General features: G+C 70.2%; 13 protein-coding genes. 2 read left to right on the forward strand and 11 right to left on the reverse strand.

The features are described 5' to 3' along the window. Window positions 1–33: 33 nt before the first annotated feature. The 11 genes from ABD198_RS17245 to ABD198_RS17295 all read right to left on the reverse strand — a co-directional run bounded on the left by ABD198_RS17245 (window position 34) and on the right by ABD198_RS17295 (window position 12502). A complete protein-coding gene (locus ABD198_RS17245; protein WP_344002161.1) occupies window positions 34–861 on the reverse strand; it encodes a shikimate dehydrogenase in 828 nt (275 codons plus the stop codon). Next, on the reverse strand, window positions 858–2534 hold the full coding sequence (gene mltG / locus ABD198_RS17250; RefSeq protein WP_344002164.1) for an endolytic transglycosylase MltG: 1677 nt from the start codon (window positions 2532–2534) through the stop codon (window positions 858–860). Before mltG ends, ABD198_RS17245 begins: the two co-directional genes overlap by 4 nt. Before the next feature lie 126 nt (window positions 2535–2660). Further along, window positions 2661–3125: a Holliday junction resolvase RuvX gene (ruvX, locus tag ABD198_RS17255; RefSeq protein WP_344002167.1), complete on the reverse strand. Its 465-nt coding sequence runs from the start codon at window positions 3123–3125 to the stop codon at window positions 2661–2663. Beyond that, complete coding sequence (alaS, locus tag ABD198_RS17260; protein WP_344002170.1) at window positions 3125–5794, reverse strand: alanine--tRNA ligase; 2670 nt, start codon at window positions 5792–5794, stop codon at window positions 3125–3127. The genes ruvX and alaS overlap by 1 nt, the downstream gene beginning before the upstream one ends. Then, window positions 5794–6153, reverse strand: coding sequence for a hypothetical protein (locus ABD198_RS17265; RefSeq protein WP_344002173.1), 360 nt, complete (start codon window positions 6151–6153; stop codon window positions 5794–5796). The genes alaS and ABD198_RS17265 overlap by 1 nt, the downstream gene beginning before the upstream one ends. A 7-nt stretch (window positions 6154–6160) precedes the next feature. Then, the gene (locus ABD198_RS17270; RefSeq protein ID WP_344002175.1) at window positions 6161–6625 is read right to left on the reverse strand and encodes a DUF948 domain-containing protein; all 465 of its coding nucleotides are present in this window, start codon (window positions 6623–6625) and stop codon (window positions 6161–6163) included. A gap of 679 nt (window positions 6626–7304) precedes the next feature. After that, window positions 7305–7919: a 30S ribosomal protein S4 gene (gene rpsD, locus ABD198_RS17275; protein ID WP_344002178.1), complete on the reverse strand. Its 615-nt coding sequence runs from the start codon at window positions 7917–7919 to the stop codon at window positions 7305–7307. 301 nt (window positions 7920–8220) lie between these two features. Further along, window positions 8221–9576, reverse strand: a complete 1356-nt coding sequence (locus tag ABD198_RS17280) for a replication-associated recombination protein A (RefSeq protein WP_344002181.1) — start codon at window positions 9574–9576, stop codon at window positions 8221–8223. 44 nt (window positions 9577–9620) lie between these two features. Next, entirely contained in the window at window positions 9621–10289 is a 669-nt protein-coding gene (locus ABD198_RS17285; protein WP_344002184.1) for a vitamin K epoxide reductase family protein, read from the reverse strand. 231 nt (window positions 10290–10520) lie between these two features. After that, on the reverse strand, window positions 10521–11783 hold the full coding sequence (hisS, locus tag ABD198_RS17290) for a histidine--tRNA ligase (protein WP_344002187.1): 1263 nt from the start codon (window positions 11781–11783) through the stop codon (window positions 10521–10523). Between the two features lie 11 nt (window positions 11784–11794). Further along, window positions 11795–12502 carry an MBL fold metallo-hydrolase gene (locus ABD198_RS17295; RefSeq protein WP_344002190.1) on the reverse strand — a complete coding sequence of 236 codons (708 nt, stop codon included), beginning with the start codon at window positions 12500–12502 and terminating at the stop codon, window positions 11795–11797. A gap of 179 nt (window positions 12503–12681) precedes the next feature. Between ABD198_RS17295 and ABD198_RS17300 the strand changes: the two genes are divergently transcribed. Then, on the forward strand, window positions 12682–13503 hold the full coding sequence (locus tag ABD198_RS17300) for a peptidylprolyl isomerase (protein ID WP_344002193.1): 822 nt from the start codon (window positions 12682–12684) through the stop codon (window positions 13501–13503). Window positions 13504–13638: 135 nt separating this feature from the next. Next, the gene (locus ABD198_RS17305; protein ID WP_344002196.1) at window positions 13639–14868 is read left to right on the forward strand and encodes a DUF349 domain-containing protein; all 1230 of its coding nucleotides are present in this window, start codon (window positions 13639–13641) and stop codon (window positions 14866–14868) included. Window positions 14869–14940: the final 72 nt, after the last annotated feature.

The raw sequence follows: 14940 nt of genomic DNA on the forward strand, positions 1-14940 counted from the left end.
CCGTTCCGCCCCCTGCGGTACGGCGAGTGGATCTTAGCGGTTCGCCAGCGCCCGCTCGCCGGCTTTTCGCATCGCCTCCAGCGGCGCCGGGGAGCGTCCCGTCATCTGCTCGACCTGGAGGACGGCCTGGTGCACCAGCAGGTCGAGCCCGCTGATCACCGCCCCGCCGTACGCCGACCAGCGGGCGGCGAGGACGGTCGGCCAGGGGTCGTAGAGCACGTCGAAGAGGGCGGCCGGGCGTTCCGGGACGGCGCGGGCGAGCGGGTCGGTGACCCCGGCCGGGGTGGTGGTGATCACCAGCGGGGCGTGCAGGGCCTGTTCGGCGTCGGCCCAGTCGGCGATGCGCACCTCGACCTGGAGCCGCTCGGCCCACCGGCGCATCTCGGCGGCGCGCGCCTCGCTGCGCACGTAGACGGTGACCTCGCCGGTGCAGATCCGGGCGAGGGCGGCGAGGGCGGAGGAGGCGGTGGCGCCGGCACCGAGGACGGCGGCGCGGTCCACCGTGTCGATGCCGTGCTCGCGCAAGGCGGCCACCATGCCAGGAATATCGGTGTTGTCCCCGGTCCGCCGGCCGTCGGCGGTGAAGACGACGGTGTTCACGGCGTCGACCGAGGCGGCGGTGTCGCTGATCGAGTCCAGCAGCGGGATCACCGCCCGCTTCAGCGGCATGGTCAGCGACAGGCCCGCCCACTCGGGCCCCAGCGTCTCGAAGAATCCGGGCAGTGCCTTCTCGTCGACCTCGAAGCGGTCGTACGTCCACCCCTCGAGCCCCAGCTCGGCGTACGCGGTGCGGTGCAGCACCGGGGAGAGGGAGTGTGCGATCGGGGAGCCGAGTACGGCAGCCCGGCGCGGTGAGGTCATCCGTTCTTCCTCGAGGCGTTGAACTTGTCGACCAGCTTCTGGTGCTCGGCGTTGGTCTTGGTGAACTCGCTGGTCTTCCCATCGAGCGAGATGAAGTAGTACCACCCGTCGTCGGTCGGGTTGAGCGCGCCCTTGACCGCATCCTCACCGGGGTTGCCGATGGGGCCGGGCGGCAGGCCCTTGTAGTAGTACGTGTTGTACGGGTTGTCGTAGTTGCGCAGTTCGGAGAGCGAGAGGTCGATCTTGCTCTGGTTCTTGATGTAGTTGTACGTGGAGTCGAACTCCAGCATGCCGTTGGTCTCGGTGTTGCCGGGCTCGAGCCGGTTGTAGATGACCTCGGCCATCTTGCGGAAGTCGCTGTGGCTGGTGCCCTCGGCCTGGACGAGGCTGGCGACGGTGACGAGCTGCCAGGGGTCCTTGAGACCGAGTCCCTTGGCCTTCGCCTCGACGCCGAGCTTCTCGTAGACCTTGTTGGCCTGCTCGACCATGTTCTTGAGGACGTCCTCGGGCTTCTGCCCCTTGGAGACGCCGTAGCTGGACGGGAAGAGGAACCCTTCCAGCGGGTCCTTGACGTTCTTGTGGCCCTTCGCCCAGCCGGGGAGGCCGAGCTGGTCCGCCTTCTCCTTGGCGATCTTCGCGGTGGTGCCCGCCTTGAGTTCGAGGCGTTTGTCGATGAGTTCGTAGACCTGCGCGTTGCGCAGTCCCTCGCGGATGATCAGGTTGTTGCGGCTCTCCGGGCTGAGCATCAGCTCGACCGCGCTCGCGGCCGACATCTGCTTCTCCAGCGTGTAGACGCCGTCCTGGATGGACTTGCCCTGGGGATTGCCCGCCTGCGCCGCCACGAAGGCGTCGACGCTCTTGACCACGCCGGCCTTCTTCAGCTGCTGGCCGATGACCGCGCCGGTGGCGCCCTTGGGGATGGTGACGGTCACCTTCTGCCCGTTGCCGTCGCCGGCGAAGTCCGGGGCGCTGCCGAAACGATCCTGGTAGAACTGCCAGCCGTAATAGCCCGCACCGGCCAGACCGCCGCCCAAGACCAGGGCCACCACCAGGCAGGCGCAGCCGCTGCGGCGCTTCTTCTCCTTGCCGCCCCGGCGGCGGCGGTCGCCCGGCTGGTCGTAGTCGTCGTCCTCGTCGTCACCGCCGCCCGCGAAGAAGGCGTGTTCGCCCTGGTCGGGTCCGGGGTCCCAGTCGGTCGGCGGCTCGGGCTCGGGTTCGGGGGCGGCGCGCCTGCGGCTGGGCGGCTCGGGCGGAGGGTAGGCCTCCGGGCTGCCGTAGTAGTCGGACTGCTGCCCGTAGTCGGACTGCTGCCCCGGGTAGCCGCCGCCCTGCCCGTAGGGGTCCTGCGGCGCGGCGGCGTAGGGGTCCTGCGGGTGGGTGCCGGTGTGCCAGCCGCCGGTGTCGTACTGCTGCTGGTGCTGCTGGTGCTGTGGGGCGTACTGCTGGTCGTACTGCGGATACTGCTGTCCGCCGTATCCGTTCTGCTCGGCAGTGCCCCAGTCCCCGTACTGCTGGTGCGTGTGCGACTGCTGCGGGTAATGCTGCTGCGGCTGGCCGGCGTAGGGAGCCTGCGGGCCCTGATCGGCCTGCTGCCCTCCCCATCCGCCGTCCCCGTACAACGGGTCGTCCGGATGCCACGGTTCGGAGCCTTGGCCCCGGCCATACTCAGTCATCGATCCCCTAGAGCCGCGAGGCGGTGACCGCCGGGCCACCTGAAGACCGCGGCTTGTGTTCCGCCTCTCTCTGTGCGGCGGCTGTTCGAACACCGCCGCATCGCGCGGAACGTTACCGTATCGCGATCAGATGACCACTTCGACGCCCTCGCCGGGTGCATTGCCTGACACCCGTTCGGATTCGAGGGCCTGCTGCAGGATGATCACGGCCGCTGCCTGGTCGATGACCGATCTGCCCTTCTTGGACTTCACGCCCGAGGCACGCAGTCCCTGGCTCGCTGTGACGGTGGTCATACGTTCGTCGACGAGCCGTACCGGGACGGGGGCGATGCCCTTGGCCAGCTCCTGGGCGAAGGCGCGCACCTTGGCGGCGGCCGGGCCCTCGCCCCCCTTGAGGGAGCGAGGGAGACCGACCACGACCTCGATGGGCTCGTACTCCTCGACGAGTTGCCGCAGGCGCCGGTGCGCGGCCGGGACGTCCCGGCCGGGGACGGTCTCGACCGGTGTGGCGAGGATCCCGTCGGGGTCACAGGAGGCGACCCCGATGCGGGCGTCCCCGACGTCGACGGCGAGACGGCGTCCCCTGCGCATTACTTGGCCGTCTCCGCGACCAGGCGCTCGACGGCCTGGACGGCCTCGCCGACGGCGGCCGGGTTCTGGCCGCCGCCCTGGGCGACGTCCGGCTTGCCGCCACCGCCGCCGCCGAGGGTCTTGGCGGCGGTGCGCACCAGTTCACCGGCCTTCAGTCCGCGCTCGCGGGCGGCCTCGTTGGTAGCGATCACCGTGAGCGGCTTGCCGTTGTTCACGGTGAACAGGGCGACCACGGCGGCCCGTCCGCCCCGGATGCGGCCGCGCACGTCGAGGACCAGCTTGCGCAGATCGTCGGCGGTGGTGCCGTCCGGCACCTGGCCGGTGACCACGGCGACGCCGTGGATGTCCTTGGCGGACTCGGCGAGACCGGCGGCGGCCTGCAGCACCTTCTCGGCGCGGAACTTCTCGATCTCCTTCTCGGCGTCCTTCAGCCGGCCGAGCATCGCGGAGACCTTCTCGGGCAGCTCCTCCGGGCGGCCCTTGAGCAGTTCCGTGAGCTGGTTGACGACCGTGTGCTCGCGGGCGAGGAAGCTGTAGGCGTCCACGCCGACGAGAGCCTCGATGCGGCGCACACCGGAGCCGATGGAGGACTCGCCCAGCAGCTTCACCAGGCCCAGCTGGGCGGTGTTGTGGACGTGGGTGCCGCCGCACAGCTCCTTGGAGAAGTCGCCGATGGTCACCACGCGCACCCGGTCGCCGTACTTCTCGCCGAACTCGGCGATGGCGCCCTGCTTCTTGGCCTCGTCGATGCCCATGATCTCGGCGTGGACGTCGAGGTCGCGGGCGAGCACCTCGTTGATCTTCTGCTCGACGTCGAGCATCACCGTCTGCGGCACGGCGGACGGCGAGCCGAAGTCGAAGCGGAAGCGGCCGGGCTGGTTCTCCGAACCGGCCTGGGCGGCCGTCGGGCCGAGGGCGTCGCGCAGGGCCTGGTGGGTGAGGTGGGTGGCCGAGTGGGCGCGGGCGATTGCCTTGCGGCGGGGGGCGTCGATGGCGGCGTGGGCCTTGGCGCCGACGGTGACCTCGCCGACCTGCACGACGCCCTTGTGGACGTAGACGCCGGGGACCGGCTGCTGGCAGTCGCGGACCTCGATGACGGCACCGGCGTCGGTCTTGATCCGGCCGGTGTCGCCGATCTGGCCGCCGCCCTCGGCGTAGAACGGGGTGCGGTCCAGGACGACCTCGACCTCGTCGCCCTCGGTGGCGGCCGGGGAGGAGACACCGTCGACGAGGATGCCCACGATCGTGGACTCGCCCTCGGTGTCGGTGTAACCGATGAAGTCGGTGGCGCCGGCCCGGTCGGCGATCTCGCGGTAGGCGCCGAGGTCGGCGTGGCCGGTCTTCTTGGCCTGGGCGTCGGCCTTCGCGCGCTCCCGCTGCTCCTTCATCAGGCGGCGGAAGCCCTCCTCGTCCACGGACAGGCCCTGTTCGGCGGCCATCTCCAGGGTGAGGTCGATCGGGAAGCCCCAGGTGTCGTGGAGCAGGAAGGCCTTGTCGCCGGGCAGCACGGTGGAGCCGGCGGCCTTGGTCTCGGCGACGGCGGTGTCGAGGATGTTGGTGCCGGCCTTGAGGGTCTTGAGGAAGGCGTTCTCCTCGGCGAGGGCGACCTTCTCGATGCGCTCGCGGTCGGTGATCAGCTCCGGGTACTGCTGGCCCATCATGCCGATGACGACGTCGATCAGGTCCTTGACGACCGGGCCGGTGGCGCCGAGCAGGCGCATGTTGCGGATGGCGCGGCGCATGATGCGGCGCAGCACATAGCCGCGGCCCTCGTTGCCCGGGGTGACACCGTCGCCGATGAGCATGGTGGCGGTGCGCATGTGGTCGGTGACCACGCGCAGGGACACGTCCGAGTCCTCGGAGTCGCCGTAGCGGACGCCGGTCAGCTCGGTGGCCTTCTCGATCACGGCCATCGAGGTGTCGATCTCGTACATGTTCCGCACGCCCTGCAGAATCATGGCGAGCCGCTCGAGGCCGAGGCCGGTGTCGATGTTCTTGCTGGGCAGTTCGCCGAGGATCGGGTAGTCCTTGCCGGGACCCTCGCCCCGCACGTACTGCATGAAGACGAGGTTCCAGATCTCCACGTACCGCTCGTCGTTGACGGCGGGGCCGCCCTCGGGGCCGAACTCGGGGCCGCGGTCGTAGTTGATCTCGGAGCAGGGGCCGCACGGGCCGGGGACGCCCATGTCCCAGAAGTTGTCCTTCTTGCCCAGGCGCTGGATCCGCTCGGCCGGCACGCCGATGACGTCGCGCCAGATCTGCTCGGCCTCGTCGTCGTCCTCGTACACGGTGATCCACAGACGGTCGGGCTCGAGGCCGTAACCACCCTTGTCCTGGGGCGTGGTGAGCAGCTCCCAGGCGAGCTTGATGGCGCCTTCCTTGAAGTAGTCGCCGAAGGAGAAGTTGCCGCACATCTGGAAGAACGTGCCGTGCCGGGTGGTCTTGCCGACCTCTTCGATGTCCGGCGTGCGCACGCACTTCTGGACGCTGGTGGCGCGCGGGAAGGGCGGCTTGACCTCGCCCAGGAAGTAGGGCTTGAAGGGCACCATGCCGGCCGGGACGAGCAGCAGAGTCGGGTCGTCCGCGATGAGCGACGCCGACGGGACGACGGTGTGCCCGCGCTCCTCGAAGAAGCTCAGCCAGCGGCGGCGGATCTCGGCCGACTCCATCAGTGGTCCTCATTCCGGTTGTACGGGTACGTCTTGTACGTCAGGCCCTCGGCGTACGGGGGTCTGCTGCGGTTCTCGATGACGGCGTAGTGCCGGGGGGCGGGCAGTTCGCGGTCGACGGGGGCGTTGAGCCCGAGCGCGTCGCCGAGTTCGGCCTCGCGGCGGGCCATGTTGTCGCGGACCTCGAGCGCGAAGTCCACCGCGCGGTCCTTCAGCCGGCCACCGGCCTCGAGCGCCTTGTTCGCCGCGGCGACGGCGAGGTGCTCGGGCGTCAGCTGCTTGAGCTTGCGGTTGACCTTGGTGGTGGCCCACACGCCGGCTGCGACGCCGGTGGTGAACCAGAACGTACGGCGGAACATCGCTGGGTCAGTCTCTCTTTCCCCGGGAGGTCCCGCGGCTGCGCCGGTCGCGGCGCGCGCCCGGGACGGTACGGCCCACGATCACGGTGCGTCCCGGCACCCGGGCGGGCGCCTCGTCCTTGCGGCCGCTCAGGGCCCGGCGTACGCCGTAGCCGAAGGCGGCGACCTTGACCAGAGGGCCGCCGAAGGTGGAGGCGACGGTGGTGGACAGCGCGGAGGCGTTGGAGGTGACCTCCTGCACGTCGGAGGCGATCGCGTCGACCCGTTCGATCTGGGTCTGCGCGGAGCGCACCGCCGCGGAGGCGTCGGCCAGCAGCGGGACGGCCTGGTCGGTCACGTCCGCCACGAGCTTGGTGGTCGCCCTGAGCGTCTGGGCCAGCCTCGCGAGAGCCACCGCGAGGAAGGAGACCAGGATCGCCCAGAAGACGGCCACCAGGATCCCGGCCACCTCTCCACCGGACACTGTGTGCACCCGCTCCCTGAAACGTGCCTGAACATCGAGAAAGTCGTGTCACCGAGCCTATCGCGCCGGTGATGCGACTCCGTACCGGATTAGCCTCCGGCGCCGGCGGAGCTGCGAGCACCGATTGTACGGACCGCACAGGCATGACTACGCTCCACGCCCCCGCGCGGCGGACCGCTCAACCTGGACGCCGAGGAGGGCCTGCTGGTTCCTCTGGTGGGACGTCAGGCGATGCCGGTACCGCACAGTTCCGAGCATCCGGTGGACGCCTTCCCGGATCTGGCTGCCGAGCCGCTGCGGCGGGGGCGCCGGGGCAGTTGGGCGCTCACCGCGGGGAACAAGGCGCCGTAGGTCTGCGAACGGATGGTGCGGTGGGGCGGGAGGCCGGACCGGGGTCGGAGGTGTCGCGGGCGCGCTCGGCGCCTTGGGGGGGGCGGGCCGCGTGGTGGTGTCGGGCGGTGGGATGAGGCGGTCCGGCGCCGGGTCCGGGCCCAGAACTGGGGCATCCCGCGCCGGGCCCGGGACCGGGACCCGGGCGGCACGCGCCCTGGCCCGGAAGCCGGGCGCCACCCGGGCCCGGCCCGGGTGGCCCTTTCCGGGCCGGGTGGCCCGGAAAGGGAAGACCCGCCGCTCCCCCGCCCGGGAGGGCGGGGAGGCGGCGGGCTGAGGTGCCGGTTGCCTGCTGGGGTCAGCGGGCGTAGTACTCGACGACGAGCTGCTCGTCGCAGACCACCGGGATCTCCTTGCGGTTCGGCTCGCGGTCCAGGCGGAACGCCAGGGCCTTGAGGTTCACCTGGAGGTAGCGCGGGGTCTCGCCCTCCGGGGCGAAGCCACCCTCGCGGGCGATCTGGAAGAGCGTCTTGTCCTTGGAGCGGTCACGGACCTGCACGACGTCGTCCGGGCGGACACGGAAGGAGGGCTTGTCGACCTTCTTGCCGTTGACCTGGATGTGGCCGTGCGTGACCATCTGGCGGGCCTGGTAGATCGTGCGGGCGATGCCCGAGCGCAGGACCAGCGCGTCGAGGCGCTTCTCCAGCTCCACGATCAGGGCCTCACCGGTCTTGCCCTGCACCTTGGCGGCACGCTCGTAGGCGCGGACCAGCTGGCGCTCGGAGATGTCGTACTGCGCGCGCAGACGCTGCTTCTCCAGCAGACGGACCTTGTAGTCCGAGTTCTGCTTGCGCCCACGGCCATGCTCACCGGGCGGGTACGGACGGGCCTCGAAGTACTTGACGGCCTTCGGGGTCAGCGCGATGCCGAGGGCACGCGACTTCTTGACCTTGGGGCGGGACTGGTTCGCCACTGTTACTCATTTCCTAGTGTCGGCTTGTCAGGTCTGCTGGGAGGTCGCATCCGCAGCCGGGGAATCCCTGCGGGTCCGCGAGGGACCTGCCGGGCAGCCGCTCCCCTGGTCTGGGCACATACGTGCAGCACGCGAGTGGCCCACCGACCGTTCCCGGAGCTCCGGGTGGTGGTGGGCTGCCCGCGACACCGTTCGCCGGTGCGCGACGCTCCTGGAACCGATCCCGCCGGGATCGGGCTCCGGCTGACTGTCCCGCTCTGACAGCACAGGACGCAGCACTCCGGCAAAGTTTACAGGGTCCTCAGGACCGCTTGCGCCCCAGGTGCTTCCTGGTCCACTGCACGGCGTCCGCGTAGCGGGCCTCGGCGCCGTGCCGGGTGGGCTGGTAGTACTCCCGGTCCTTGAGGGCGTCCGGGGCGTACTGCTGCTCGGCGATGCCCTCGGGCAGGTCGTGCGGGTAGACGTACCCCTTGCCGTGGCCGAGCTTGGCCGCGCCGCGGTAGTGGCTGTCCCGCAGGTGGGCCGGCACCGGCCCGGCCAGGCCCTTGCGCACGTCCTCCAGGGCGGCGCCGATCGCCGTGGTCGCCGCGTTGGACTTGGGGGCGAGGGCCAGGGCGATGGTGGCGTGGCTGAGGGTGAGGGCGGCCTCCGGGAAGCCGATCATGGCGACGGCCTGGGCTGCGGCGACCGCGATGGGCAGGGCGTTGGGGTCGGCGAGGCCGATGTCCTCACTGGCGGAGATCATCAGGCGCCGGGCGATGAAGCGGGGGTCCTCGCCGGCCTCGATCATGCGGGCCAGATAGTGCAGCGCGGCGTCCACGTCGGAGCCGCGGATGGACTTGATCAGGGCGCTGGCCACGTCGTAGTGCTGGTCGCCGTCCCGGTCGTACTTCACGGCCGCCCGGTCGACGGTCTCTTCCAGCGTGGTCAGCGAGACCTCGCTCTCGCCCTTGTCGAGGGCGGCCCCGGCGGCCGCCTCCAGCGCGGTCAGCGCGCGGCGGGCGTCGCCGCCGGCGATGCGCAGCAGGTGGTTCTCGGTGTCCTCGGCGAGCGTGACGGCGCCCTTGAGGCCCCGCTCGTCGGTGAGCGCCCGCCGGATCAGGCCGCGGATGTCGTCGTCGGTGAGAGGTTCGAGGGTGAGCAGCAGGGAGCGGGAGAGCAGCGGGGAGATGACCGAGAAGTAGGGGTTCTCGGTGGTCGCGGCGATCAGGGTCACCCAGCGGTTCTCCACGGCCGGGAGCAGCGAGTCCTGCTGGGCCTTGCTGAAGCGGTGGATCTCGTCGAGGAAGAGGACGGTCTCCTGGCCGTAGCCGCCGGAGGCGCGGCGGGCGCCGTCGATCACCGCGCGGACCTCCTTCACGCCCGCGGTGATCGCCGACAGTTCCACGAAGCGCGCGTTGGTGGCCTTGGAGACGACGTAGGCCAGGGTCGTCTTGCCCGTGCCGGGCGGGCCCCAGAGGATCACCGAGGAGGGCCCGGCGGGGCCGGAGGCGCTCTCGCCGACCAGTCTGCGCAGCGGGGACCCGGGCTTGAGCAGATGCTGCTGGCCCACCACCTCGTCGAGGGTGCGCGGGCGCATCCGGACCGCCAGGGGGCTGCCGGTCGGATCCTTCTCCTGGCGTTCTTCGGCTGCGGCGGTGAACAGGTCGGGCTCCACGACAAGAACCCTAAATCACCGCGCCGACACCCGGGCCGGGGCCGTCAGCCGGTCCAGAAGCTCCACCAGCGGGTGAGGATCAGCATGCCGATGACGCCGATGTGCAGCACCGGCATGACCCAGGTGAACTCGCCGAAGAAGCTCTTCAGCCAGGAGGGCGCGGGCAGGAAGCCGTTGCGCACGTTGAAGGAGGTCACGTACCAGAACATGATGATCGTGGCGACCCAGGCCAGGCAGCACCACAGGCACAGGGCGTTGATCCGGTACAGGGACTGGAACATCAGCCAGGCGCAGAAGGCGACGCCGAAGAGGGTGCCGGCGTTGAAGGTGAGCCAGTACCAGCGCGGGAAGCGGGCCCCGGCGAGCAGGCTCATGCCGACGCAGATCACGATGCCGTAGGTGACGAGGCCGAGCACCGGGTTGGGGAAGCCGAAGACGGAGGCCTGGTCGCTCTCCATCACGCTGCCGCAGGAGACGACCGGGTTGAGGCTGCAGCCCGGCGTGAAGGTCTCGCCTCTGACCTTGGCCTCGAGGATCTTGAACTTGTCCAGCGTGATGACCCAGGCGGCGAGCACTCCGGCCGCGCCGGTGATCACCAGCAGCAGGGCGAGGGCCCGGCTGCTGCCCTCGGTGCGCCGCGCGCCGGCCGTGCGCTGCCGCGCGGGCGAGTGCTCGGGCTCCATGGCGACGTCCTTGACTGTCGTCTTGCTCATCACGCCGATTCCGTCACTAGCGAGTGTGGACCTTGCTTCGGGCAGGGGCCATTGTGCCGCACGGGCCTGTGGCGACGCCGTTCGCTGGACATAAGGAATGACCGGCACTCACTCGCGAGCGTTCGGTTTCGGCCGATGTTCGTCGCAGTGCCGTACGGCTGTACGACTGCTCGAAGGCGCCGGGGGCCATCGGCCCCCCGGCGCCTCGAACCGTCTGAGCGGAGCGGTCCGTCAGCCGAGCCGGGACTCCAGCTCCGCCACGATCTCGTTGACGCCGACCGGGACCTGCTCGCCGGACTCCATGTCCTTCAGCTGGACCACGCCCTCGGCGAGATCGCGCTCGCCGGCGACGATCGTGTAGCGGGCGCCGCTGCGGTTGGCGTTCTTCATGGCGCCCTTCAGGCCCTTGCCGCCGTAGGAGAAGTCCGCCGCGATGCCGTTCTTGCGCAGCTCGGTGACCTTGGTGAACAGCACCCGGCGGGCCTCCTCGCCCAGCGGGACGGCGAACACGCTGGTGGTGGCGGGCAGTTCGAGCTCGATGCCCTCCGCCTCGAGGGCGAGGACCGTGCGGTCGACGCCGAGGGCCCAGCCGACGGACGGCAGCGCGGGGCCGCCGATCATCTCCGACAGGCCGTCGTAGCGGCCGCCGCCGCCCACCGCGGACTGGGAGCCGAGGCCGTCGTGGACGAACTCGAAGGTGGTGCGGGTGTAGTAGTCGAGGCCGCGCACCAGCTTGGGGTCGTCCTCGAAGGCCACGCCCGCCGTGGTGATCAGCTCGCGGACCTCCTCGTGGTACGCCTTGCAGGCGTCGCACAGGTAGTCCCGCAGCAGCGGGACCCCGGCGAGCTGCTTTTGCACCGACTCCCGCTTGTCGTCGAGCACCCGCAGCGGGTTGATGTCGATGCGGCGGCGGGTGTCCTCGTCCAGGTCGAGCCCGCGCAGGAAGTCCTGCAGCGCGGCGCGGTAGACCGGGCGGCACTCCTTGTCGCCGAGGCTGTTGAGCAGGATCCGGAAGTTCTGCAGGCCCAGCGAGCGGTACGCCTGGTCGGCGAGGATGATCAGCTCGGCGTCGAGCGCCGGGTCCTCCGCGCCGATCGCCTCGGCGCCGACCTGGGAGAAGTGACGGTAGCGGCCCTTCTGCGGGCGCTCGTAGCGGTAGTACGAGCCGGAGTACCAGAGCTTGACCGGGAGGTTGCCCGCCTTGTGCAGGTTGGCCTCCAGGGCGGCGCGCAGCACGGAGGCGGTGCCCTCGGGGCGCAGGGCGAGCTTGTCGCCGCCCTTGGTCTCGAAGGCGTACATCTCCTTGGTCACGATGTCGGTGGACTCGCCGACGCCGCGGGCGAACAGCTCCACGTTCTCGAAGCCGGGCGTCTCGATGTAGCCGTAGCCGGAGTTGCGCAGCGGGGCGGCGAACGCCTCCCGGACGGCGAGGTACTTGGCCGAGTCCGGCGGGATCAGGTCGTACGTGCCCTTGGGGGCCTTGAAAGTGCTCACGGAAGGTCTCGTCACATTCCTCGTCGGGGAGCCTCCTGGGCTCCCAGGCCGGCGGCCACCTGCCGCAGATACGGGTTGGTGGCGCGCTCCTGGCCGATGGTGGTCTGGGGGCCGTGGCCGGACAGCACCACGGTCGAGTCGTCGAGCGGCAGGCACACGCGGGCCAGCGAGTCGAGCATCTCGGCCATGTCACCGCCGGGCAGGTCGGTGCGTCCGACGGAGCCGGCGAACAGCAGGTCGCCCGAGAACAGGATCGGCGGGATGTCCGCCGCCTCGGGCAGGCCGAAGGTCACCGACCCCTTGGTATGGCCCGGTGCGTGCGAGACACCGAACTCCAGACCCGCCAGCTGAAGCTTCACGCCGTCGGCCAGCTCCTTGACGTCGTCCGGCTCCCCCACGGTCAGCTCGCCCAGCAGCGGCATCCCGATGGAGCGGCCCAGCGCCTTCTCGGGGTCGCTCATCATGTACCGGTCCTCGGGGTGGATCCACGCGGGGACGTCGTGGGCGCCGCAGACGGGGACGACCGAGGCGACGTGGTCGATGTGGCCGTGCGTGAGGACGACGGCGACCGGCTTCAGCCGGTGCTTGCGGACCGCCTCCTCCACTCCGGGCGCGGCCTGGTGGCCGGGGTCGATGATCACGCACTCCTCACCGGCTGCGGGGGCGACGAGATAACAGTTCGTCCCCCATGCTCCGGCGGGGAACCCGGCAATGAGCACGATCGTCCTTCGTTCGAGTCGGTACGAGAGGCTTACGGCGGGCCGAGCCCGTGGTCAGAGCCTACCGGCGCTGCCGAATCCTCAGCGAACCCATATACGGTACGGGGCACACGCAGACGGTCGGCTCACCGCACGCACGCGTACCGGTCGACACACGAGACGCATGAGGAGTTAACCCGGTGGTCAGCCAGGAACAGCGGCGGCGTCAGCTCGCCCGGGAGAAGTTCTTGCGGCAGCAGCAGCGGCGTATCGAAGCGCGGCGCAAGGCGCGCATCCGCAACTCGGTGATCGCTTCGGTGCTCGGTGTCGTCCTGATCGGCAGCCTGGCGTTGTACACGACCGGGGTGCTCAAGCAGGACGACGAGAAGACCAACGCGAGCGCGGAGATCACCCCCGGCGCCACCCCGACCAGCAAGGCGCCGGACCCCTGCGACAAGCCGGCACCGGGCAAGCCGAAGCCGAAGACGTGGAAGAAGGAGCCGGCGCTCGAGATCGACAAGTCTGCGAAATACACGCTGAAGCTGGACACCACGTGCGGCGAGATAGACGTGGCGCTGAAGGCGTCGGCCGCGCCGCACACGGTCAACTCGTTCGAGTTCCTTGCCGGCCAGGGCTACTTCGACCACACCAAGTGCCACCGGCTCACTACTCAGGGCATCCATGTGCTGCAGTGCGGCGACCCCACGGGCATGGGCACCGGCGGGCCCGGCTACACGATCCCGGACGAGAATCTGAAGGACAAGAGCCTCAAGAACAACATCTACCCCGCCGGCACGGTCGCGATGGCGAACACCGGGCAGAAGAACAGTGGAGGCAGCCAGTTCTTCCTGGTCTACAAGGACAGCCAGCTGCCGCCCAACTACACACCGTTCGGTACGGTCTCGGAGGCGGGCATGAAGGTGCTGAAGAAGATCGCCAAGGCCGGGGAGAGCACGGGCATGGGCGACGGGGCGCCCAACGCGACGGTCGTGATCGACAAGGCCAGCGTCACGAAATCCTGACCCCCATCTGCGAGATTTCGGTCGCGCGGGATGCGGACAGGCATCCCGTCGGTCGCCTATGTTGGCCGTGACGAAACTGTGGACGATGCCCGGGGGAGCACAAGCGACTCGCAGGCATCATGTGGAGGAGGCGCTGTGAGCAGCGACCCGTGGGGCCGCGTCGACGAGACGGGGACCGTGTACGTGCGTACGGCCGACGGCGAGAAGGTCGTCGGTTCCTGGCAGGCAGGCTCCCCCGAGGAGGCTCTGGCCTACTTCGAGCGCAAGTACGAGGGCCTGGTTGTCGAGATCGGCCTCCTCGAGAAGCGAGTGAAGACCACCGACCTGTCGTCGAAGGACGCCCTGGCCGCGATCGAGCACATCCGCGAGCAGGTGGACGCCCATCACGCGGTGGGTGACCTGGACGCCCTGAAGGTCCGGCTGGACAAGCTCGTGGAGCTGGTGGAGAAGCGCCGCGAGGAACGCAAGGCGCAGCGGGCCCGGCAGGCCGAGGAGGCGCGGCGGGCCAAGGAGGAGCTGGTCAGCGAGGCGGAGCAGCTGGCCACCTCCGATCAGTGGCGGGCGGCCGGTGAGCGGCTGCGGGCGCTGGTGGACACCTGGAAGAGCCTGCCGCGGCTGGACCGCAAGTCCGACGACGAGCTGTGGCACCGGTTCTCGCACGCCCGGTCGCAGTTCTCCAAGCGGCGCAAGCAGCACTTCGCGCAGCTGGACGCGCAGCGCGAGGAGGCCCGCCGCATCAAGGAGCGGCTGGTCGCCGAGGCGGAGGCGCTGTCGGACTCGACGGACTGGGGTCCGACGGCGGCGCGCTACCGGGAGCTGATGGCGGAGTGGAAGGCCGCGGGACGCGCCCAGCGCGAGCACGAGGAAGACCTCTGGAACCGCTTCCGCGGCGCCCAGGACATCTTCTTCGCGGCGCGCAGCGCGGTGTTCGCCGAGCGTGACGCGGAGCAGGCGGAGAACCTCAAGCTGAAGGAGGAGCTGGCCGAGGAGGCCGAGAAGCTGCTGCCGATCACGGACCTGAAGGCGGCCCGGGCCGCGTTCCGTGCGATCAACGAGCGCTGGGAGACCATCGGCCATGTGCCGCGGGACGCCCGCCCGAAGGTCGAGGGCCGGATGCACGCGGTGGAGCGGGCCATCCAGGAGGCCGAGGAGGCCGAGTGGCGCCGCACCAACCCGGAGGCCCGGGCGCGTGCCGAGGGTCTGACCGGCCAGCTGCAGGCGGCCGTGGACAAGCTCAAGGGCCAGATCGAGCAGGCCCGCGCCCAGGGCAACACCGCCAAGGCGGAGAAGCTGGAGCGCGAGCTGGAGGGCCGCCAGGCCCTCCTGGACCAGGCCCTGAAGGGCCTGCAGGAGTTCGGCGGCTGAACCACCAGCACAAGAGGGCTTCCGTACCAGTACGGGAGCCCCTCTTGCCGTCTCCTGGACTCTTCCCGGCGC

The organism is Streptomyces thermocarboxydovorans, from assembly GCF_039524635.1.
Classification (GTDB): Bacteria; Actinomycetota; Actinomycetes; order Streptomycetales; family Streptomycetaceae; genus Streptomyces; species Streptomyces thermocarboxydovorans.

Bases quoted from the DNA above. Each gene is read 5' to 3' on its own strand.
- ruvX (WP_344002167.1), bottom strand. From the start codon at position 3,125: ATGCGCAGGGGACGCCGTCTCGCCGTCGACGTCGGGGACGCCCGCATC.
- mltG (WP_344002164.1), bottom strand. From the start codon at position 2,534: ATGACTGAGTATGGCCGGGGCCAAGGCTCCGAACCGTGGCATCCGGAC.
- alaS (WP_344002170.1), bottom strand. From the start codon at position 5,794: ATGGAGTCGGCCGAGATCCGCCGCCGCTGGCTGAGCTTCTTCGAGGAG.
- ABD198_RS17285 (WP_344002184.1), bottom strand. From the start codon at position 10,289: ATGAGCAAGACGACAGTCAAGGACGTCGCCATGGAGCCCGAGCACTCG.
- ABD198_RS17265 (WP_344002173.1), bottom strand. From the start codon at position 6,153: ATGTTCCGCCGTACGTTCTGGTTCACCACCGGCGTCGCAGCCGGCGTG.
- ABD198_RS17245 (WP_344002161.1), bottom strand. From the start codon at position 861: ATGACCTCACCGCGCCGGGCTGCCGTACTCGGCTCCCCGATCGCACAC.